Source organism: Bacillus cereus group sp. BfR-BA-01350 (assembly GCF_022663775.1).
GTDB lineage: Bacteria > Bacillota > Bacilli > Bacillales > Bacillaceae_G > Bacillus_A > Bacillus_A paranthracis.
Map to the genome: position 1 here is coordinate 49704 of NZ_JAKUGD010000012.1, position 20287 is coordinate 69990.

Sequence of the window (20287 nt, forward strand, 5' to 3'; positions counted from 1 at the left end):
GAGCAAGCTATTTAAAGAGGTGAGAAAATTGATTTATATTATGGTCGGCATTGCCGGTATATTAGGAGCCCTTTCTCGTTATTATTTAGGTCTTACTATTCATGAATTTTGGCATCATACATTTCCACTAGCTACATTACTGATTAACTTAGCCGGATGCTTCTTATTAGCTTGGCTGACTACGTATATCGCTAAGCTCAACATCTTACCTTCAGATGTAATCACAGGCATTGGGACTGGATTCATCGGTTCTTTTACGACGTTTTCAACATTTAGTGTAGAAACTATTCAATTGATCAATCGTTCTGAGTGGAGCATAGCCTTCTTATATGTATCATGCAGCATACTTGGTGGCCTCATTATGTCTGGACTTGGCTATACACTAGGTAATTTCTTACTTAAGAAACATCTTACGGAAGGTGATCACTTATGATAGAAGCTTTATTAGTAGCAACGGGAGGATTTTTCGGTGCGATTACACGATTTGCAATTAGTAATTGGTTTAAAAAAAGAAATAAGACTTCCTTTCCAATTGCTACATTTCTCATTAATATAACAGGAGCGTTTTTACTCGGATATATAATTGGCAACGGAGTCACTACAGGTTGGCAATTATTATTAGGTACTGGATTTATGGGTGCCTTCACGACATTCTCGACGTTTAAACTAGAATCTGTTCAGCTTCTCAATCGTAAAAGCTTTAGCACATTCCTTTTATACTTAAGCGCTACTTACATAGTTGGTATCCTCTTCGCATTCCTTGGAATGAAGCTAGGCGGAATATAAAAAAGAAAGCGACTCTTATCAGTCGCTTTCTTTCATAAGAAATAAGTCCCACCATATGGAATGGAAAAGAAACTAGCTGGATACACATCATAATGCACACTTTGCATCGGAAATTGTGAGTATGGCATATACTGCCCCTGCATCATTTTTGCAAATTGTGCTTGTTGCTGCATTTGAATCACTTGATTCACAGCATGAATGGTTCCCTGTGCCCCAGCAAGCGTAATAGCTGCTCCCACTTGTCTACCACTATAAAAATAATGATTCATCATTATTCAACTCACTTATTATTTTTCTTCCATATCGTATGTTTCTATTTCGTGGTGAGTGTTTTATTTCAATTAACGGATTCCCTACTATAGCTCTTCCAAACGGTTATTTTGTGCCAAAGTATGCCTTTTGGAACATACACATTCTTATCGCATTATGATAGTTACCGTCAACGAAAAATTCGTCTAACAGTTCACCTTCTACCATAAATCCAACCTTTTTATAAACATGTACCGCTTTTTCATTTTCCTTATCCACCACTAAATAAATCTTATGCATATTTAATACAGAAAAAGCATAATCCATCGCTAAACGCGTCGCTTCCGCTGCATAACCATATCCTTGATAATTTGGATCAATAATAATTTGGAATTCTGTTCTACGGTGAATATAATCGATTTCCACTAACTCGACTAATCCAACCATTTCATTGTCTTTTTCAACGATAAATCGGCGTTCGCTTTGATCATGTATATGTTTATCGTATAAGTCTTGTAGCTCCACAAATGCCTCATACGGCTCTTCAAACCAATACGACATAATATGTGCATTATTATTCAGTTCGTGTACAAACTTTAAATCTTCTCGCTCTAGTGGACGCAATTTCAATTCCTGATTCATTTCTATAACCTCCAAGTAAAAGAAACCTCTTCACTTAATTTCTCAATTTTTTTCAATTTCAAACGCCCTATTTACATTGTAAACTTTCAAGTAACTTGAAGGTCAAGATAAAAAAAGTAGTGCAAACTTATGTCTGCACTACTACTCTTTTCTCAAATCTCTCATATTTGATATGTATAAAGCGATAACTAAAATAAGAATTGCTCCTGCGTATAATAACGTCTCCATCGGTTCCTCATGAGACACAATAATTAATCGAATTAACGCCGTGATTCCAATATAAATAAAATAACGTAACGGAAAATGGTAGTTCGACTTAAAATACTTAATAATCAATGCGATGAACTCGAAGTATAAGAAATAGACGATAATACTTTCAACTAATTTATATGACGTATACTTCTTCGCTGAAAATATGTATTGAATAAAAGTAATCGTCTCGTTAATTAAAAAAATAGATAAGACAATGGATAATATAATTAACGCTATATTTAATATCCACTGTAAAACACTCGCGATAAAATGATCAATATTAAATGATTTCATTTTCTCATTAAACTCCCCTTCGTATAAGTACATATTTATTATAGCAAAATTATAATTGGAGGTGGGTTAAATCATAGGTTCGTCCTTTGTTGGTGCCAGTGTGTGGGATGTTCATTGTTTTGAGGAGTCTTTTAACCGCAGAACTAGATTGCATATTAAGAAAATCCCTCAACTTGCTATTAGTAGTTATCATTCCAAACAGAAGTGTGTAGTCTTGTAAAGCACGTAAATGAGCATTTTTAGACGTACTATTACAGTTTGAGCAGCGCCATCCCTGTTTTTCTTTTAACATTGCCATTGTAAAACATTCCTCACATTGCACGCCCTTTAGCAATTCCTCTTTTTTCACTTTATATTGTGCAAGAATATTTTGTCGCTGCGGAATGTGCTCATTCATAATTTGATTTATAAGTCCATCTACATTATCAATTACGTCTTCTTTATATTGACTTTCCATTTGTTTAATTCTATTAGGTAAATTTGCACCGTGGATAATTTTATTAGGAAGCATTTCATCTGAAGTTTTAATAATTGTACGAGGAGAACTAATTACAACGAGAGATTCAATCGGAATATTATATAAACCATGCAAACTCAGCCATTTTCTCAGCTGCATCTCTTGCCGTTTCACTTGTAAAAGCGGATCTGGAAAACCCTCTTCTGAAGTACCATCTGCGATTCGAATGAGTTGATTAAACTTTGCATCAAAAATTAACGTACCAATGATATTTTTTATTTCAAGAAAAAGAAGAAAACATGAGGAAACTATGAGGGCATCAATTTGAAAATAATGTTTCTGATCAAACAATCTGATGTCATGTAAAATGCTATATTTTGTTTCAGATAGAAAACTAAGCGGATATTCAATTGCCTGCTCTCCTTTATAGCCAGCCATAAATTTCGCTAGACTTTCAACCACCACATTCCTTTTTGGATGATGAGCAGGCAATCTTCTAAGTAAAGCTTCTAATTGAAGCAAATGTACGGACATTTTCCGTTCTTTCACAATCATCTTTATTCCCCTCCAAAATATATCAGCGATTTTTCAAATATATCAGCGCAACTCAAATTATATCGGCGATTTTCGAAATATATCGTCGCAACCCAATTTATATCAGCGATTTTCATAATATATCGACTTACCGACAAAAAACGACACAACATACACACATAAAATCCTATACACAGTATAGCATCACATCTAAAATCGCACTGTAAACATAATATGAATCCGCCCATTTAATTACGCCGTTTTTCAAAATGAGAGATTTACATTCACCTCATGTAAAAGACCTTTTTATAAGTATGAAAAAATTTTAGGAATTAGTTTATCTTTTTTTAATGTTTTATTTAGAGGCAGTTTATACTCCAGTATTAACATAATAAACGTAGTAACTATTACTATAATCACAAACCGTACAACTTACATTTATAAAATGAGGAGACGATAAAAATGAACAAAAAAACGAAAGCACTATCATCTATATTGCTCGGACTCACAATCGCACTAACCGGGTGCATTGGTACGAAAGCCGAAGAAAATCATAGTAAACCGAAACAAGAACAAGCTGCTAAAGAAACAAAAAAGGAAAATAAGTTAACGAAAGGCCAAAAAATGGCTAACATTCTTAGCGACACAAATTGGCAAGGTACACGAGTATTAGATAAAGATAAAAATGACTTAACAAAAGAAAATGCAAACTTCATTGGTCTTGCAAAATATGATGCAAAGTCAGGAAGATATGAATTCTTTGACGCTAAAACAGGTGCAAGTCGTGGCGATAAAGGAACTTTCTTTATCACAAATGATGGGAAGAAGAGAATATTAATTTCAGAATCAATGAAATATCAAGCTGTTGTTGATATGACAAAGCTAAATAAGAATGTATTTACTTATAAACGAATGGGGAAAGATGCTAACGGTAAAGATGTAGAAGTTTTCGTTGAACATGTTCCATATAAAGAAAAAGAGCTTTCTTTCACTGATCCGGACAAGCAGCTGAACACAACTACAGGCGATATCGTTAAAAACGTTGATGGAGATAAGATTTTAGGCGGAACCCTTTGGCACGGAACAAAAGTATTAGATGAAGCTGGTAATGATGTAACACAGTTTAATTCAAATTTTATAAGTCTAGCAAAATTCGATGACAAATCTAATAAATATGAATTCTTCAATAGCGAAACAGGCCAAAGCCGCGGTGACTATGGCTACTTCGATGTTGTGCATGAAAATAAAATAAGAGCTCATGTTTCAATTGGAAATAATAAATATGGTGCGGCTCTTGAACTTACTGAACTAAATAATAAGAAATTTACTTATAAAAGAACTGGTAAAGACCAAGCAGGGAAAGACATCACTGTATTTGTTGAACATGAACCTTATACAGGTGATATGAAGCCACAATTTAGTTTTTAATTTGTTTGATTAAAACTCCACTTTTTATATTCGAAATATGAATTAGCATAAGCTGATCGTTTTTGTCAGCTTATGCTTCTTTTTACATGTAACAACCACTACAGCTCTTCAATTACCTTCGTTAGCTTTTGAAGCGCTGATAAAAGATTTGTTAATTCTTCAGATAAAAAAGCTGCTGCCTACAAAATATAGACAGCAGCTACAGTATACATTTTATAACTAATAAACAGCGATCGGCCCATAAGGACCATTAATAATCTCTATTTTTGTTTCAAAAATATCTGTCAAAAGTGTTGAGTCCATAACTTCTTCTACTGTTCCAAAAGCAGCAATTTGTCCATCTTTCATCGCACAAATTTTGTCAGAGTATTTAGCTGCAAAATTTATGTCATGCATAACAGTCAAAATTGTTCTTCCAAATTCATTAGCCGCACGTCTCAAGTGCTCCATCATTTGAACAGATCGAGCAACATCCAGGTTATTTAGCGGCTCATCCAAAAGTACATATTCAGTCTCTTGGCACAATACCATCGCTACATATGCCCTTTGTCTTTGACCACCAGAAAGCTCATCTAAATATCTATTCTCTAAATTCGTTAAATCTAGGAAGTCGATATATTTAGAAATAATAACTTCATCCTCTTTCGTTAATCTTCCCTTTGAATAAGGAAAGCGCCCAAATCCAACTAATTGTCTAACAGTAAGCCTCGTTACAAAATGATTTTCTTGTCGCAATATAGTCAAAACTTTTGCTAAGTCTTTTGATTTGGATTCAGAAACATCCATATTTGCTACTTGGATTTGACCTTCATCCATATCTAAAAGTCTTCCTATCATCAAAAGTGTCGTAGACTTTCCAGCACCATTTGGTCCAATTAAAGAAGTAAAGCCCGCTTTTGGTATTTCAATATCCAAAGGTCCTATTTTTACCTTATCAGTATAGAACTTTTTAACATTATCAATTTTTATCATAAAGCCCTCTTCCTTAAAACTATAGTTAAGAATATAATTCCACCAAATAATTCAATAATAACTGAAACTACGCCTTGAGCATGGAATACATGATACATTAAAAAGTATGCGCTCGTCATTATTAAAAATCCGATTGCAAAAGCCATTGGGAAAATATATCTGTGATCATACGTTGATGCCGCCTGATAACTCAAAGTTGCTACTAAAAATCCGTAGAAAGTAAGTGGCCCAATTAGAGCTGTTGAAATAGACATTAAAATAGCTACTAATACAAGCGTATAAATTACACTAGGTTGATATTTAACTCCAAAAGAAGTAGCAACATCCTTTCCTAGTGATAAGACATTCAAATTCTTAGAATGAGCAAAAATTAATACTGCTACAATTATGATCATCGGAATTACAATAGGAAAATAGGCAGGATCTGCATGATTAACAGAGCCAAATAATTTCGCTTGCAAAATATCAAACTCTGAAGGCGCAAGTAGTTTTCTCATGAAAGTTGACATAGAATTTAGTCCAGTGCCAATGATAATCCCAACTAAAAGCATAAGTTGTAAATTCCCGTATTTACCGGAAAGTAGCCATCCATAAAGTATCAAACTCATGAGGACCATAAGAATGACTTGAAATAAAAATGATCCAATTCCATTAAAATTGATCAATGCACTAGCACCAAAGAAGAATATTGTGCTCGTATGAATTGCTGAATAAAGTGATTCGAAACCTAACAGTGAAGGAGTAATAATCTTATTATTCGTAATGGATTGGAAAGCAACTGTCGACAAACTATGGCAAACAGCTGCAATAATCATTGCAACAATAGCTACAATCCTTCTCTTAACAACTGGGATAAAAGAAGGTGAATCTATCGGAACTGGATTGTTATACACTAAAAGTCCATATGAAGAAAGGAGGCCTAAAGCAATCAATGTTATCAGTACAATCCAATAACGTCTTGCTTCCTTCTTAGAACGAAAAGCGCTAGCTGATCTACTTTCATTATGAAGGCTAGAATCGACTTCGACATTTTCTTTATTTCTATAATCTAATGTGATCATCGTAGCCTCCTTGGTTTTCTTTTTCTCAATAAAATAGTAATAAACACGACTGCTCCTACTGATGCAAGTATTAAAGAAACAGGTAATTCAAAAGGTTTTATAATTGTTCGAGAAATGATATCACAGGCAGTTATTGTCCCCATTCCGATCAAGCACACCCAAGGTAAATTACTTCTAAGATCATCACCTCTAAACATGGAAACAATATTTGGAACAATTAACCCTAAGAAAGGTAAATTTCCAATAACAGCTGCAACAATCCCAACTGCAACAGAGATAAGAGCAGTCCCAAAAAGAACAATTCGATTGTAATTAACGCCAAGGCTTGTTGCGACATCTTCTCCTAGCCCAGCTAACGTCAATCTATTCGCATACATAAAAATAAGAAAAGTAATGATAACAATCAGCCATAAATATTCGTATCTTCCCACCTGAATGTTAGCAAATGAACCTACAAACCAAGTTTCAATACTTTGCGTCATTTGAAAAAGGAGTCCCAAAAAAGTAGATACTGCAGAAATAACTGCTCCAAGCATCAATCCAATAATCGGGACAATTAAAGACGAACGGAGCTTAACTCTTCTTAAAAATAGAAAGAAAATCATAGTTCCTATAAAAGAAAAAATGATTGCACCAGTCATTCTTTGAACTAAAGTTGGGGCAGGAAATAGTAAATACACAAAAAGCAGGCCTAAGCCTGACCATTCAATAGTCCCCGTTGTAGTAGGTTCAACAAAACGATTTTGTGTAAGTAGTTGCATGACGAGACCTGCCATCGCCATTGCAGCTCCAGTAAGCATTAATGCAACAGTTCTCGGAACACGAGTTATGAAAAACATCTCTGTCCCGTCCTCTTGTCCACGTATATCATAAACGCCAGTAAACAGTGATATAATCCCTAAAATTATAACAACTATAATCGCTATTATAAAAGATTTTGTCCATAATTTATTGTGATTATAAAACTGGGGTTGAGAAATATTCTCAACCCTAGAAATTATATTTTTTGACACTGCTTCGTACTCCTTTACACTACTTAGCTAAAGTTTTTGCAAGATTTCCAAATAACTCTATATAAGTCTGAATTGATTCATTTGTGTAAGTATCTGCTGGTGCATAAATAACTTGTTTTTTAGAAACAGCAGTTGTGTTTTGAAGAGCTGGTGATTTAGAAATAACATCCTGAGCAGGAGCTGACTTAGCTGCATCAGATGTTGCAGCATCACGATCTAATACGAACAGCCAATCAGGATTTGTTTGTGCAATAGCTTCAACAGAAACGTCGTCACCTTTATGACCTGCAGTAGAATTAGAAACTTCTAATGCTGGAGTCCAACCGAAAATTTCATACATTGGTCCCCAAACACGGCCAGAGTGCGGCGCAGCAAAACCGATATTACCACCAGTAACGATAACACTCATAACTTTATCTTTTCCGTTATAAGCAGATTTTGCATTTTCAATAGATTTATCAAAATCAGCTACTAATTTTTTAGCTTCTTTCTCTTTATCGAAGATTTTTCCTAAAGTAACAGTAGAATCTTTAAGTCCTTTTACTAAGTTTTCTCCAGGCTTAGTAGCCTTCTCAGAAACATCAACATTAAGATCAATAACTGCTGCATTTGGTACTAATTTTTTGATTTCTTCGTAATGGCTAGCAAATCTTTGACCAACAATTACAAGGTCAGGGTTTGCAGCGGCAATAATTTCAAGATTTGGCTCACGGTGATTCCCAATATTTTGAACTTTTTCATCCTTTTTATATGCTGAATCAGCAGGCATGATATCCTTTGGAGCAGCAGCTAATTTAATTCCCCAATCAGCTAAAGTTTCAAACGTTCTATTATCTAAAGCAACTACATTCTTTGGATTTACAGGAACAGTAACTTTTCCATGCGCATCAGTGATTTCAACCGTTTTTGGCTTATCACTACCATTATCTTTAGTAGCCTTCGAAGTTTCTTTACCTGAATCTGAGCAAGCTACTAACATTAAAGTGAAAATTGCTAGAATACTTACTAATTTTAAAAGCATAGTTTTTTTCATACGTATACTCCTTATTATGTAATTTATTTCGAAAATGATGACTTCCAAAGATTGAATTAGATAATAACTGCTATTCACCTAAATCAATATTGATAATCATTTTCATTTGAATATCCTGTAAATAAGTATAGTCATTAATTATGTGAAAATCTTGTGAATGGTGTGAGTTAATAAAATTAAAAATAAATTTGATACGGTCTCAACTAATGCGCAGCAGATCCATCCCCCATACCTTATAAAACATGGTTTCTACTGCAAAAAAATGACCATTTCCTGATAGCAATCTTCTTTTTATAGTTTCTGTCTTTTCATATTTCACAGAAACTACTTTATTATCTTATTTTTATCATTCAACCATTGAATAGCCTCTACCATGTATCGTTTGAATATATCTGTCTTTCTTCTCACACTTTAACTTTTTTCTTACATATCCAATATATAAGTCTACTACATTTGGATTTACGACTACGTTATGTCCCCAAACTTGGTTCAAAAGCATTTCACGGCTCAATATTGTGTTTTTATTCTTGATTAAAAATACAAGTAAGTCGTACTCACGTTTCGTAAGCGAGAGATTTTTACCACCTTTTTTCACAATATTGCTAGATGCATCAACAAAGAGATCTTTAAACTGATAAAAGTTTATCTCATTTTGCTGGTTACAGTTACTTCTCCTTAAAATAGCTTGAACTCTTGCTACTAATTCTTCTTTCGCAAATGGTTTTCTTATATAATCATCAGCTCCTGCTTGTAACCCTGCTACGCAATCCTTGCTAGAAATATTGTTGGTCACAATAATGATGGGTGTCATTTTAACAAGTCGTATTTTCCTGCAAATTTCTGGTCCAGATATGCTTAATGAATCCCAATCTAATATAATAATATCCCAATCTTGTTCATATGCTATATTTAAACCTTCGTTTTCATTGTGAAGTTTTAAAATGAAGTGGCCTTCTTCCGTTAAACCGCTTACGATTTTCTTTGCTAAAGACCGTTCATTTTTAATTACTAACACCTGCCTCACCGATGGTTCACCTCTACTTCAATATAACTTAGTTAGATAAAAAATTATTTACGACTTATAAATATTAAATCCCTAAAAAATCCATTAAAACAGCTTATTAGGAGAACTCTATATAATCTTACAATAGGTATGTATAGAAACACAAAACATATTAAGATTTGAATAAAGTAAATTTTTAATTCCCTCCAATCGGACTTTTACAGGCATCTCGGCGGATAATAGGATAAAAGAAAACATAACAAAAGCACTTATCCATAGAATAAGTGCTTTTGTTATGTTTTCGCGATCTTATGATATTGATTCCCTTTAGGAAAATGTATTGTCACTTTTGTATATTCATTCTCTTTCGATTCAATAGAAATATCATGCCCCAATTTATGAGACAATCGTTTCGCTAAATATAATCCTAATCCAGTTGATTTCGTATGAACTCGTCCATTTGCTCCCGTAAATCCACGTTCAAATACTCGTCCAACGTCTTCAAGCTTAATACCAATGCCGTTATCTTGAATAATGAGACGCTTTTCCGCTTCGTCTTCTTCTCCGATAAACTTAATTTCTCCATGCGAATCCGTATACTTTAATGCATTTGCTACAATCTGATCGACAATAAAAGATAGCCATTTTGTATCACTCTCTACTAGAAGTTGTAAGTTTGTACGTTCAAATTGAATGCGCTTTGAAATAAATGACTTAGCATATTTTTTCATACTAGTACCCGTAATCGCCTCGAGAGAAACTTCTTGAATGAAATAATCTTTTGAAAAGGAATCAAGCCGTGAATAGTATAAAGCTTGTTCAACAAAGTGATCTATTTTTCCTAACTCATCCTCTAATTTATCAATTAAAATATCTGCCGGTTTGCCACTGCGCATTAATAGTTGACTAGCAGCAATCGGTATTTTCACTTCATGAATCCACGACATAATAAAATCATGATACTCTTTCTTTTCCTCATGCAATACATACATTTGCTCTTGTTGCTCTAAGTACAGTTTTTTTAATATATCTGTATATAGTTCCTGTTCATATGTATGTGGATTTGGGATTGCAATAACTGTATCCTGCTCTAAATGAAGAGCAATATGAAGTTCTTTATAAAATCTTTTATGATAAAAATACCCGATTATAAGATAGATAAAAATAAAAATTGCACTTACGACATTGATATATATAAGATTTGCTTTTGTATTACTTAATCCCTCGCTTAAATAAATCATGGTAGAAATAAATGACATAATCAAAAAGTAAAGAAGCATAAAATACCGGCGTTCTTTTACGTAACGAAAAATACTCATGTAATAATGTAACCTTGCCCTTTCTTCGTATGGATAAATTCCTCTTTTCCAAGTTCAGCAAGCTTCTTCCTTACACGAGCGACGTTTACTGTTAATGTATTATCATCAACAAAACTTTCATTTTCCCAGAGTTTACGCATAATATTATCTCGACTTACAATCGATCCTATATTCTGCATTAATATCTGTAAAATTTTAAACTCATTTTTTGTTAATTCCAATATTTGATTATGATATGTTACTTCCCCGCTCTGTAAATTTAATACGACACCTTCATATTCAACAACATTTGTTTCCGTTTGTGTATAAGAATATGTACGTCTCATAAGAGCTTGAATTTTAGCTACTAAAACATCTGTATAAAATGGTTTCTGCATAAAATCATCTCCCCCCATATTCATGGCCATTACCATATCCATAGGATTATCACGAGATGATAAGAAAATAATTGGTACTTTCGATACTTCACGAATTTTTCTACACCAATAAAATCCATCAAAATGAGGAAGGTTAATATCAAGTAAAACAAGTTGCGGAGATTGAGCCAAAAAATCGTTTAAAATATGTTCAAAGTTTGTACTTGCCCATACTTCAAATCCCCATTTTCTTAACTCATCGGCCACTGTTTCACGAATAGTTGGTTCATCTTCAACTAATAAGACTTTCATAAAAAGTTTGCCTCCTAGCACTATTTTAACCTTACAAGTTTGTAAGGTTTGAATTATAATTTGTAAGGTTGTCCTATGGTTTAGGGTATAAAATTACCATACAATAAGCTTATCATACAATAGAGGAGGATCCATATTGAACCCCGTATTACAAGCAAAACACGTAAGAAAGGTCTTTAGTAATAGAGGTAGCATATTTACTGCCCTCCATGATATTGATCTCACAATTTTTGAAGGTGAATTCGTTGGCATAATGGGTCCATCTGGATCTGGAAAATCTACTTTATTAAATATATTATCGACAATTGATATACCAACCACAGGAGAAATTATTGTTGATGGAAGAAATATTATAAAAATGAAAGATGAACAACTTACTGCATTCCGTAGTGACACATTAGGCTTTATTTTTCAGGACTACAATTTACTTGATACGTTAACGATAAAGGATAATATACTTCTACCACTTGCTTTAAGAAATATGAATGCACACGAAATTGATGCACGTGTCGATGAAGTTTCCACACTGTTTGGCATTCAAGAATTGCTAAATAAATATCCGTATCAAATTTCTGGTGGACAACAACAGCGTACTGCAGCAGCGAGGGCTATTATAGGAAAACCGAAATTAATTTTAGCTGATGAACCTACAGGTGCACTGGACTCTAAATCAGCAGCTCATTTACTAAACAGCCTACAAGCATTAAATAAAAAACAAATAGCCACTATTTTGATGGTTACGCATGATCCTTTTGTAGCAAGTTATTGCGAACGCATCCTCTTTATTAAAGATGGAAAATTTTTCACGGAACTTGTAAAGGGTGAGATGCCACAAGAAGATTTTTTCCAAAAACTGTTACGTATCATTTCTGCTCTTGGAGGTAACGGGTATGACTCCATTTAGTATCATCCAAAAAAACTTGCAAAGAAATCTTAAAAATTATGTACTATACTTTGCATCTATGATACTTAGTATTGTCATTTATTTTATTTTTGTATCCTTACAATATAACGAAGATATCGTAGAACAAACGAATACAGCTAAAGGGATTTCAGATGTTTTTACAGCCTCTTCTGTTATTCTAATCATTTTTGTAGCAATATTCATTTCGTATTCAAATTCATTTTTCACAAAGAGAAGAAAAAAAGAAATTGCGTTGTATTCCTTACTAGGTGTTCGAAAACGTCAAATTGGTGCCCTGTTATTTTATGAAAATCTCATCATAGGAATGTTTGCACTCATTATAGGAATGAGCATCGGAGCTTTACTCTCAAAGGTGTTTTCCATGTTACTTTTAAAAGTAATGCAATTATCAACTGCTATTTCGTTTTCTATTTCTCTAGAAGCAATCATGCATACCATACTCATATTTACCGTTATTATTTTAATAACATCTTTTCAAGGTTATAGCATAATTTATAAGTTTAAATTAATTGAATTACTTCGGGCTGAGAGACAAAATGAGCTCATTCCAAAAGGCTCTATATGGACCGCCTTATTAGGAATTATTTTAGTTATTTCTTCTTACTGGTTCGCACTTCAACCTATTTTCTCTTCTATATGGCTAGACCATACGATACGGAATATGTGTATTATTTTAGGTTTTTCTATAGTTGGTACATATTTCATATTTCGTTCTTTTACTGTTTTTTTATTACTTGGCTTACAGAAGAATAAAACACGCTATTACCGTGGGATTAATGTGGTTAGTGTGTCTCAACTATTAGCACGTATTCAATCAAATGCAAAAACACTAACTGCCATTGCGCTATTAAGCACAGTCACACTGTGTGGAATCGGTGCTTCTTATAGTATGTATTATAAAAATAAGGTAATGATTAATAAAACCGAACCGTTTAGCTTTATGTATGTAAAAACCGATTCACATATAGATCAGCAAATTGAAAATACAATAAGAAACTCTAATCATACAATAAAAGAGAAAATTACCATCCCTTTAATAAAAATAAAAGCAGACTTACAGGTGAATGGCATCTTACCAGTCGATTTTGAAAGAAATCCTAAAAAATTAAATTTATTATCAGAGAGTACATTCAATACTCTAGCCGATAAAACGAAGAAGGATATAAAAGTATCCCTTCAAAATAGAGAAATCATTGCCCTTGATGCAAATAGGAGTAATACATTTCAAACTGAATATAAAAATGGCAAAGCAAAACTGCATCTTTCAGGTAATGATTATTCATTGCAATTTGTAGGGAAAATTCAAGATAATATATTAAATGACTCATTACATGAATTCACCATCGTAGTGACCGACAAAGTTTTTTCTGATATTACAAAAAAACAAGAACCCTATATGCTACAAGCATATAAAGTATCCGATGACAAAAATACTAAGGAGTTAACAAAAGCACTGCAAATACTCCTTCCTAAAGACATCCATTTAATATCTAAATACAGCGCTTATACAGGTGTTGTGGAAGCTACAGGATTAGTCATCTTCGCTGGTGTCTTTTTAGGACTTGTCTTTTTAGCTGCAACTGGAAGCATCATTTACTTTAAACAATTAACAGAAGCAACTATAGATCAAGACAAATATATCATTTTACGTAAATTAGGTGTAAGTAAGCAAACCATTTTTAAATCGATTGCAAAACAAATTGCCTTTATATTCATTTTGCCACTTACTGTCGGTAGCTTGCATAGTATTGTCGCTTTAAATGCACTTTCTAATACACTTGGCATAGATATTTTCATTCCAGTTTTAACTACCATAGTTGCCTATACATTGATTTATTTTGCTTACTATATACTGACAGTAAAATCCTACAATAACATTGTGAATAAATAAAAAAAGCATCTCAACAGATGCTTTTTTTATTTATTTGTTCTTTTTAAAAGTTATCACATTATACGTTTTACTCATTTTCTCATAGAATAAACGCTTATCTCGTTTGAAAATATGCAATACAAAATGCAATAAAATTAAACCATTGAAAATAAAGAATAATAAAAGGAAAATTATCTCTAATTGCTCATTCAATATTCTAGAAGCAATTAAAATATAATTGATACCACCAATCCCGTAATATAACAGGCCATAGCGTTTACATAATTCAATGAAAGTAATTCTCTCTCCTTGCCCTTTTACTCTAAAATGAAGAATCCATTTCCCAATTGTTTTCCCATTTGTGAAATAAGGAACAACAATAAAATAAACGAATATCCAAACGAAGCCAAGTAAAAGCTCGTCCAATTTTTCAGCAGGGTTAAATATAAATGCTATGGAAACTTTCACATTGAATATTAAAGAAGTCACAATCCCAATAACAAACCAATCCATCCAAAGAGCAAGGAAACGTCGTGTCATACGAACTGGCTTATTTTCAAAATCAACTTTTTCATCCATCGCATGTACATCTGGTAGGAAATAAGTAAATATTGGTGCAATCATATATCCAGCAAATCCACCAAGCGTATTTAAGAATAAATCATCAACATCAAATAAACGATATGGACAATTATATAATCCATAGAATCCAGATAATTGTGTAACTTCAAAGAATAAAGAAACAAAAAATGTAATAATAACAGTTTGTAACAGATTACGACGGAAATAATATCGTAAATAAACGCCTAATGGTAACAATAAAAGAAAGTTAAATGCCACCTGTAAAAATGCACGCTCTTTCAAAATTCCAATGTATGACATTGGATTCGCAAAATTCACCTTTGTTTCTCTTAAGATGTCCATGATTGAAGTAAAAGGTGTTATTTGATAATGCTGTGTTCCTGGACGTTGCATACTACACGTATCAAACGTTGCCGGAAACGGTAAAATAATTAAATAATAGGCCGCCATTGAAAATAATAATAAAGAGTACAAAACAAACATACGTAAATAATTAATATACCCATGCTTGCGATACTGCCAAATTAAAAAAGGAATTAATAAAATAAAACCAGCGATTGGAAATGTAATGATCGCCGTCTTAATCGGGAATAAATAAGCACCCAAGTTCTTCACCTCCAAAATATACAACATTCGCTATTATAACAAATTTTTCTTTTTATGCCATTTTCAGTTTTATTTGTTTTTTCATTCAATTTATTTGATTTTCAAGTTAACTTATTCCTCATCAAAAAGACTCTAAAGAATTACTACTTACCAGTAATTCCTTAGAGTCTTTTTATGCACATAAAAAATATCTACATGAAGGTTCCTTACAAAAATGTAAGATTCCAGTTAGATACATCGATGTTTGCAACTTTTAATCACTTGTAAACTAACAATAGTTAATCAAGCAATACATGTACTAAAAATCATCATAGAAAGGATGTATGAATTATGAATGCAATAAAACAAAGTTTACCTCAAAAGAATCGAATTGTTGATTTAGATGTCATACGAGGTTTTGCCTTAATTGGCATTTTCTTAGTGAATATATCTATGTTTTTTAACGAAGTTGGTGTATCTAATACTAATTTACCAGATAACAAATGGGTTAACATTTTAGTAACCGGCAAGTTTTATGCCATTTTCTCTCTACTATTTGGTGCTGGATCAGCCCTATTCTTGGCCCGGGTGAAAGCAAAGGGGCAACCATATTTTATTTATATACGTCGTATGATCATACTGGCATTAATCGGTCTATTACACGCTAGCATTTGGGGAGGAGATGTTTTAATCTCTTACGCCATTGTCGGGTTACTATTATTAAGTCTTCATAAAGTTCCTAGCCGGTTATTGTTAGTAATTTCTTTAAGCTTACATGTAATAGGCATAATCGTAAGTATAGTATATTACGATTATATATTTCAGTTAAAGTCGAACATACCGCCATTTCTTGATGCTCTTCAAATATTAACTATGATAACTTCATTTTTAATCTATTTTATAGAAGGGTATTCACTAATGAAGTTGGATGTTCTAACAAAATTGAAGCAACGTCCAAATCTTCATAAATGGCTCATTATTATGTTTAGCGGTGTTTCTATAATTGGAATTACTATACAAATGCTAACACCAAGTGCAAAGCTATCTTTTATACTACTAAACATTTTACAGCCATTTCTCACAATAACTTATATTTTAATCCTTGTAGCTTTGTTGAAAAGTACAGTAGGAAGCACTGTATTAAAACCATTACAAGCTTACGGGAGAATGGGAATGAGTAATTATTTAGGACAGACCTTTATTGGAATGTTCATTTTACCACTAACTCTAAACGTATTTTCACCAGCAATCGCTATGGTAAGTGTTTGTTTCCTAACATGGATTCTACAAATCTGGCTTAGCAACGTTTGGTTAAAATATTTCAATTTTGGACCTGTAGAATGGATTTGGCGCTGCTTAACTTATTGGAACTTAATGCCTATCCGAAAAAAATAATAGCAAGAGATAACATATAGGAGGATATAAAAATGCAAAGACCTGTTGTAGACGTAAAAAATGTTCAGAAAGTATATGGTAAAAAAGGTGAAAATCAGTCATACGCCTTAAAAGGTTTATCCTTTTCAATTCGAGAAGGTGAATTTGTAGGAATTATGGGACCATCTGGTTCAGGAAAAACAACATTATTAAATGTAATTTCTACATTAGATCATGCAACAGACGGCAAAGTTGAAATTGCTGGAACTGATATTACAAAAATGAGGCAAGGTGCACTCTCTGATTTCCGTTCTAAAAAATTAGGATTTATTTTTCAAGACTTTAACCTTTTAGAAAATTTATCAATCTATGAAAATATTGCATTGCCACTTTCCCTGCAGGGTGTTCCTTCTCGAAAAATTGGACCAAAGGTAACGAAAGTAGCAGAGATGTTAGGAATTTCAGCAATTCTAAAAAAGTATCCTTCAGAAGTATCTGGTGGACAAAAACAACGTTCCGCTGCTGCACGCGCACTCGTTCATGAGCCAGCAATTATTTTAGGAGATGAACCAACAGGAGCACTTGATTCTAAAAATGCAACTAGCCTTTTAGATGCAATGAAAAGCCTTAATGAAGAACAAAATGTTTCAATTATGATGGTTACTCATGATCCATTTAGCGCAAGTTACTGCCAGCGCATTTTGTTCATTCAAGATGGTGAGCTATATAGAGAACTACATCGTACAACAAACCGCGAAATGTTCTATAAAGAAATTTTAAATGTACTTGCTGATTTAGGCACACAAAAAGCATAAGAAAGGAATTTACAACATGTTACTCAAACTTTCCATGTCAGGACTAAAAAGTAAAATAAGAGATTACATTGTCTTATTAATTGGACTTGTTATGTCCATTTCTATCTTTTATATGTTCCAAACACTAGCGACGAATGATTCATTTATTAAAGCAAATGCAATGGTGAGCACTATTGGAATCATCTTTCAAATAGGTTCGTTTTTATTAGCGACTATCACCTTCTTCTACATCTTATATGCGAATTCATTTTTACTTTCATTAAGGCAAAAAGAATTCGGTATGTATATGATGTTAGGTGCAAAAAAATATAAAATTACAATGCTCATGTTTATAGAGACTTTAGCTATCGGTATCAGCTCACTTATTATTGGGATTGGAATCGGTATCGGACTTTCTAAAGGAATTGGACAACTCCTTATGAAAGAGTTAGATTTTACTTCCGATGGATACCATGCTCTTTATATTCCATCTATTCGTATAACAGTAATATTTTTCTTCATTCTGTTTCTCATAGCTGCCATTATGAATACAGCAAAACTATCTCGCATTACAATATTACAACTCGTTCATTCTGAGATGAAAACAGACAAACCTTCAGTAAAAGGAATCAAAACTTTCTTTGTATCAGTAATTGGTGCTGGTTCATTAGCAATTGGATATGCAGCATTAATAAACATAGAAACTTTATCATTTGCTGGATTTCCTATCGCTACAGTAGCAACGACATTAGGAACATATCTTATTTTCATCTCTTTATTACCGCTAACTATGAAATTACTGAAAAAAATTAAGCCATTAAATGAAAAAGGATTAAACTCTTTTACTTTTGCTCAATTAACCTTCCGAGTGAATGATTTAACGAAAGTATTAGCAACTGTAGCAATGTTAATTGCCCTTGCAGTTGGAGCAATTGCTGGCGGAATGGCTTTTAAAAATAATATTAGCCTCGCTACCGATATTACTAAACTATATGATGTAGCAGTTCATAACCCAACAGCAGATGAGAAAAAAATATTAAAAAAGATCAAATTCGAAGAACAAGCAGACTATCGCTACAAAGTAGATCAGCAATTTGTTTACTACTTGAAAGAAGACTTAGAAAAGAATCGACCTCTCGTTCAAATTGGATTTGAGAAAAAGAAAATCGGTAAAGTAGAAAAAACTGCAAGTGAACTTCCTGTTGGAGCAATTGTAAAGAAAGGTCAAAACGATACAATTGACGGTCCTACTCTTTCGGAAGAATGGAAGAATGCATTCAAAGAAATACAGCCTGAATACTTATACAAACAACAACATATAAAAATTGTAGACCAAAAGATGTACAATCAAATAAAGACAGTAGAACAATATGTTGTAATCGGAAAAACTAATGATTATGCAGCGTATAAGAAAGAATGGAAAGAACTTGATCAATTACAATTAGCAAAATATAAAGATATAACTACGGATCAGTTGAATAGTAAATATAGCTTTTACGAATTCATGTACAATTTCACAAGTGGTACAGTCTTTATGGGCTTCTTCTTAGGAATTGCTTTCTTAGCTATGATGGCAAGTTGCTTAATGTTTAAAATTCTATCTGGTGCAACGAAAGATACGAAGCGCTATCAAATGTTACGTAAAATAGGAGTACGTCGTGAGCTATTAGCAAGATCAATCTATAAGGAGTTATTGTTAGTATTTTTATTCCCAGCTACTATTGGTATCTCCCATGTAATTGTTGGTATGAATCTGTTCTCCATCATTGTGGTTGATCCATACTTCCGCATTTGGATTCCATTGGCAATTTTCGCAGTGATCTATACAGTTTATTACTTAATTACAGTTCAATTATATAAAGGGATTGTACTTCCGAAAGAAAGATAATAAAAAAAGCTGGTGACGTGCTGTCATCAGCTTTTTTATATCCCATATTAATTCACTTACCTGCTACACTAATATATGTACTTGGTTCTATTTTAAATTTCAACAAATAATACGAATAATCTGAAGGATCTATTTTATTACAGAATGTGAAACAACTACTAAGAAATTCCCTATAATTTTCTTCAATAAACCAATCAGAAAATTTTCTGCCTATAACCCAGGAAAAAAACAAATCATTTTATATTTAGACCATAGATGTTAAACTCAATAAAATCAAGGGCAGGAACATATTTGATATGTTCCTGCCTTTTTATTGTGGGGAACGCTTCAAATTACAAGATCCTTTAACTTACTCAAGAAGTTTTAGCAACATTTTGACTAACCCATACACATAAAAATACTAAATATTTTGTCTGATACTTACTGGTTCGTTACACAAAGCAAATCTTTTTAGCAAGATTCGTAATGTATTTGAAGATAAAAACCTTTGAATCTCTTGAGCGAATAGTTGTAATTCACCTGTTACAGAAATAGACATACAAAAACGCTATCCTTTCC

At 32.9% G+C, this 20287-nt stretch carries 20 protein-coding genes and 1 pseudogene; 8 read left to right on the top strand and 13 right to left on the bottom strand.

All coding sequences use genetic code 11. The features are described from left to right. Positions 1-28: 28 nt before the first annotated feature. Both crcB (MR147_RS21850) and crcB (MR147_RS21855) read left to right on the top strand, forming a co-directional pair. On the top strand, positions 29-433 hold the full coding sequence (crcB, locus tag MR147_RS21850; RefSeq protein ID WP_242304754.1) for a fluoride efflux transporter CrcB: 405 nt from the start codon (positions 29-31) through the stop codon (positions 431-433). Then, complete coding sequence (crcB, locus tag MR147_RS21855) at positions 430-786, top strand: fluoride efflux transporter CrcB (RefSeq protein ID WP_000568596.1); 357 nt, start codon at positions 430-432, stop codon at positions 784-786. Before crcB (MR147_RS21850) ends, crcB (MR147_RS21855) begins: the two co-directional genes overlap by 4 nt. Before the next feature lie 32 nt (positions 787-818). On the opposite strand, the gene MR147_RS21860 is transcribed toward crcB (MR147_RS21855), so the two are convergent. From MR147_RS21860 to MR147_RS21875, 4 genes are all read right to left on the bottom strand, one after another. After that, positions 819-1058, bottom strand: a complete 240-nt coding sequence (locus tag MR147_RS21860) for a DUF3947 family protein (RefSeq protein ID WP_242304735.1) — start codon at positions 1056-1058, stop codon at positions 819-821. Between the two features lie 103 nt (positions 1059-1161). After that, a complete protein-coding gene (speG, locus tag MR147_RS21865) occupies positions 1162-1677 on the bottom strand; it encodes a spermidine N1-acetyltransferase (RefSeq protein WP_001071086.1) in 516 nt (171 codons plus the stop codon). A gap of 141 nt (positions 1678-1818) precedes the next feature. Beyond that, positions 1819-2223: a phosphate-starvation-inducible protein PsiE gene (gene psiE, locus MR147_RS21870; protein ID WP_000834703.1), complete on the bottom strand. Its 405-nt coding sequence runs from the start codon at positions 2221-2223 to the stop codon at positions 1819-1821. A gap of 49 nt (positions 2224-2272) precedes the next feature. Beyond that, the gene (locus MR147_RS21875; protein WP_144533452.1) at positions 2273-3235 is read right to left on the bottom strand and encodes a nuclease-related domain-containing protein; all 963 of its coding nucleotides are present in this window, start codon (positions 3233-3235) and stop codon (positions 2273-2275) included. Between the two features lie 441 nt (positions 3236-3676). Between MR147_RS21875 and MR147_RS21880 the strand changes: the two genes are divergently transcribed. Next, positions 3677-4642, top strand: coding sequence for a DUF4822 domain-containing protein (locus tag MR147_RS21880; RefSeq protein WP_242304736.1), 966 nt, complete (start codon positions 3677-3679; stop codon positions 4640-4642). A 219-nt stretch (positions 4643-4861) separates the two neighbouring features. On the opposite strand, the gene MR147_RS21885 is transcribed toward MR147_RS21880, so the two are convergent. From MR147_RS21885 to MR147_RS21915, 7 genes are all read right to left on the bottom strand, one after another. Then, positions 4862-5614 carry an iron ABC transporter ATP-binding protein gene (locus MR147_RS21885; RefSeq protein ID WP_000590067.1) on the bottom strand — a complete coding sequence of 251 codons (753 nt, stop codon included), beginning with the start codon at positions 5612-5614 and terminating at the stop codon, positions 4862-4864. Then, on the bottom strand, positions 5611-6675 hold the full coding sequence (locus tag MR147_RS21890) for an iron chelate uptake ABC transporter family permease subunit (protein ID WP_242304737.1): 1065 nt from the start codon (positions 6673-6675) through the stop codon (positions 5611-5613). The genes MR147_RS21885 and MR147_RS21890 overlap by 4 nt, the downstream gene beginning before the upstream one ends. Beyond that, positions 6672-7688 (bottom strand): ABC transporter permease, encoded by a 1017-nt coding sequence (locus MR147_RS21895; RefSeq protein WP_000041833.1) that lies wholly within the window; start codon positions 7686-7688, stop codon positions 6672-6674. The genes MR147_RS21890 and MR147_RS21895 overlap by 4 nt, the downstream gene beginning before the upstream one ends. Positions 7689-7707: 19 nt before the next feature. Next, positions 7708-8721, bottom strand: a complete 1014-nt coding sequence (locus tag MR147_RS21900) for a siderophore ABC transporter substrate-binding protein (RefSeq protein WP_000753432.1) — start codon at positions 8719-8721, stop codon at positions 7708-7710. A 346-nt stretch (positions 8722-9067) separates the two neighbouring features. Beyond that, positions 9068-9745, bottom strand: a complete 678-nt coding sequence (locus tag MR147_RS21905; RefSeq protein ID WP_242304738.1) for a response regulator transcription factor — start codon at positions 9743-9745, stop codon at positions 9068-9070. Positions 9746-10017: 272 nt separating this feature from the next. After that, on the bottom strand, positions 10018-11043 hold the full coding sequence (locus tag MR147_RS21910; RefSeq protein WP_242304739.1) for a sensor histidine kinase: 1026 nt from the start codon (positions 11041-11043) through the stop codon (positions 10018-10020). Then, positions 11040-11711, bottom strand: coding sequence for a response regulator transcription factor (locus MR147_RS21915; RefSeq protein WP_000866336.1), 672 nt, complete (start codon positions 11709-11711; stop codon positions 11040-11042). Before MR147_RS21915 ends, MR147_RS21910 begins: the two co-directional genes overlap by 4 nt. Positions 11712-11847: 136 nt before the next feature. Between MR147_RS21915 and MR147_RS21920 the strand changes: the two genes are divergently transcribed. Together MR147_RS21920 and MR147_RS21925 are read left to right on the top strand one after the other, a co-directional pair. Beyond that, complete coding sequence (locus tag MR147_RS21920; RefSeq protein WP_242304740.1) at positions 11848-12615, top strand: ABC transporter ATP-binding protein; 768 nt, start codon at positions 11848-11850, stop codon at positions 12613-12615. Beyond that, entirely contained in the window at positions 12602-14527 is a 1926-nt protein-coding gene (locus MR147_RS21925) for an ABC transporter permease (protein ID WP_242304741.1), read from the top strand. The genes MR147_RS21920 and MR147_RS21925 overlap by 14 nt, the downstream gene beginning before the upstream one ends. 30 nt (positions 14528-14557) lie before the next feature. Here MR147_RS21925 and MR147_RS21930 read toward each other — a convergent pair whose 3' ends face one another. Next, positions 14558-15694, bottom strand: coding sequence for a VanZ family protein (locus tag MR147_RS21930; protein ID WP_242304742.1), 1137 nt, complete (start codon positions 15692-15694; stop codon positions 14558-14560). Positions 15695-16024: 330 nt separating this feature from the next. On the opposite strand from MR147_RS21930, the gene MR147_RS21935 reads away from it, so the two are divergent. The 3 genes from MR147_RS21935 to MR147_RS21945 are packed head-to-tail and all read left to right on the top strand — an operon-like array spanning position 16025 to position 19729. Further along, positions 16025-17068, top strand: a complete 1044-nt coding sequence (locus MR147_RS21935; RefSeq protein ID WP_242304743.1) for a DUF418 domain-containing protein — start codon at positions 16025-16027, stop codon at positions 17066-17068. Positions 17069-17100: 32 nt separating this feature from the next. Next, positions 17101-17862, top strand: a complete 762-nt coding sequence (locus MR147_RS21940) for an ABC transporter ATP-binding protein (protein ID WP_242304744.1) — start codon at positions 17101-17103, stop codon at positions 17860-17862. Between the two features lie 16 nt (positions 17863-17878). Then, positions 17879-19729 (top strand): FtsX-like permease family protein, encoded by a 1851-nt coding sequence (locus MR147_RS21945; protein ID WP_242304745.1) that lies wholly within the window; start codon positions 17879-17881, stop codon positions 19727-19729. A gap of 356 nt (positions 19730-20085) precedes the next feature. Here the strand turns inward: MR147_RS21945 and MR147_RS21950 are convergent. Further along, a pseudogene (locus MR147_RS21950) lies at positions 20086-20267 on the bottom strand (IS4 family transposase); the annotation flags it as partial. Positions 20268-20287 lie beyond the last annotated feature (20 nt).

Bases quoted from the DNA above. Each gene is read 5' to 3' on its own strand.
- MR147_RS21875 (WP_144533452.1), bottom strand. From the start codon at position 3,235: ATGATTGTGAAAGAACGGAAAATGTCCGTACATTTGCTTCAATTAGAA.
- MR147_RS21910 (WP_242304739.1), bottom strand. From the start codon at position 11,043: ATGAGTATTTTTCGTTACGTAAAAGAACGCCGGTATTTTATGCTTCTT.
- speG (WP_001071086.1), bottom strand. From the start codon at position 1,677: ATGAATCAGGAATTGAAATTGCGTCCACTAGAGCGAGAAGATTTAAAG.
- MR147_RS21935 (WP_242304743.1), top strand. From the start codon at position 16,025: ATGAATGCAATAAAACAAAGTTTACCTCAAAAGAATCGAATTGTTGAT.
- MR147_RS21940 (WP_242304744.1), top strand. From the start codon at position 17,101: ATGCAAAGACCTGTTGTAGACGTAAAAAATGTTCAGAAAGTATATGGT.
- MR147_RS21900 (WP_000753432.1), bottom strand. From the start codon at position 8,721: ATGAAAAAAACTATGCTTTTAAAATTAGTAAGTATTCTAGCAATTTTC.
- MR147_RS21945 (WP_242304745.1), top strand. From the start codon at position 17,879: ATGTTACTCAAACTTTCCATGTCAGGACTAAAAAGTAAAATAAGAGAT.
- MR147_RS21915 (WP_000866336.1), bottom strand. From the start codon at position 11,711: ATGAAAGTCTTATTAGTTGAAGATGAACCAACTATTCGTGAAACAGTG.
- MR147_RS21890 (WP_242304737.1), bottom strand. From the start codon at position 6,675: ATGATCACATTAGATTATAGAAATAAAGAAAATGTCGAAGTCGATTCT.
- MR147_RS21885 (WP_000590067.1), bottom strand. From the start codon at position 5,614: ATGATAAAAATTGATAATGTTAAAAAGTTCTATACTGATAAGGTAAAA.
- psiE (WP_000834703.1), bottom strand. From the start codon at position 2,223: ATGAAATCATTTAATATTGATCATTTTATCGCGAGTGTTTTACAGTGG.
- crcB (WP_000568596.1), top strand. From the start codon at position 430: ATGATAGAAGCTTTATTAGTAGCAACGGGAGGATTTTTCGGTGCGATT.
- MR147_RS21925 (WP_242304741.1), top strand. From the start codon at position 12,602: ATGACTCCATTTAGTATCATCCAAAAAAACTTGCAAAGAAATCTTAAA.
- MR147_RS21880 (WP_242304736.1), top strand. From the start codon at position 3,677: ATGAACAAAAAAACGAAAGCACTATCATCTATATTGCTCGGACTCACA.
- MR147_RS21860 (WP_242304735.1), bottom strand. From the start codon at position 1,058: ATGATGAATCATTATTTTTATAGTGGTAGACAAGTGGGAGCAGCTATT.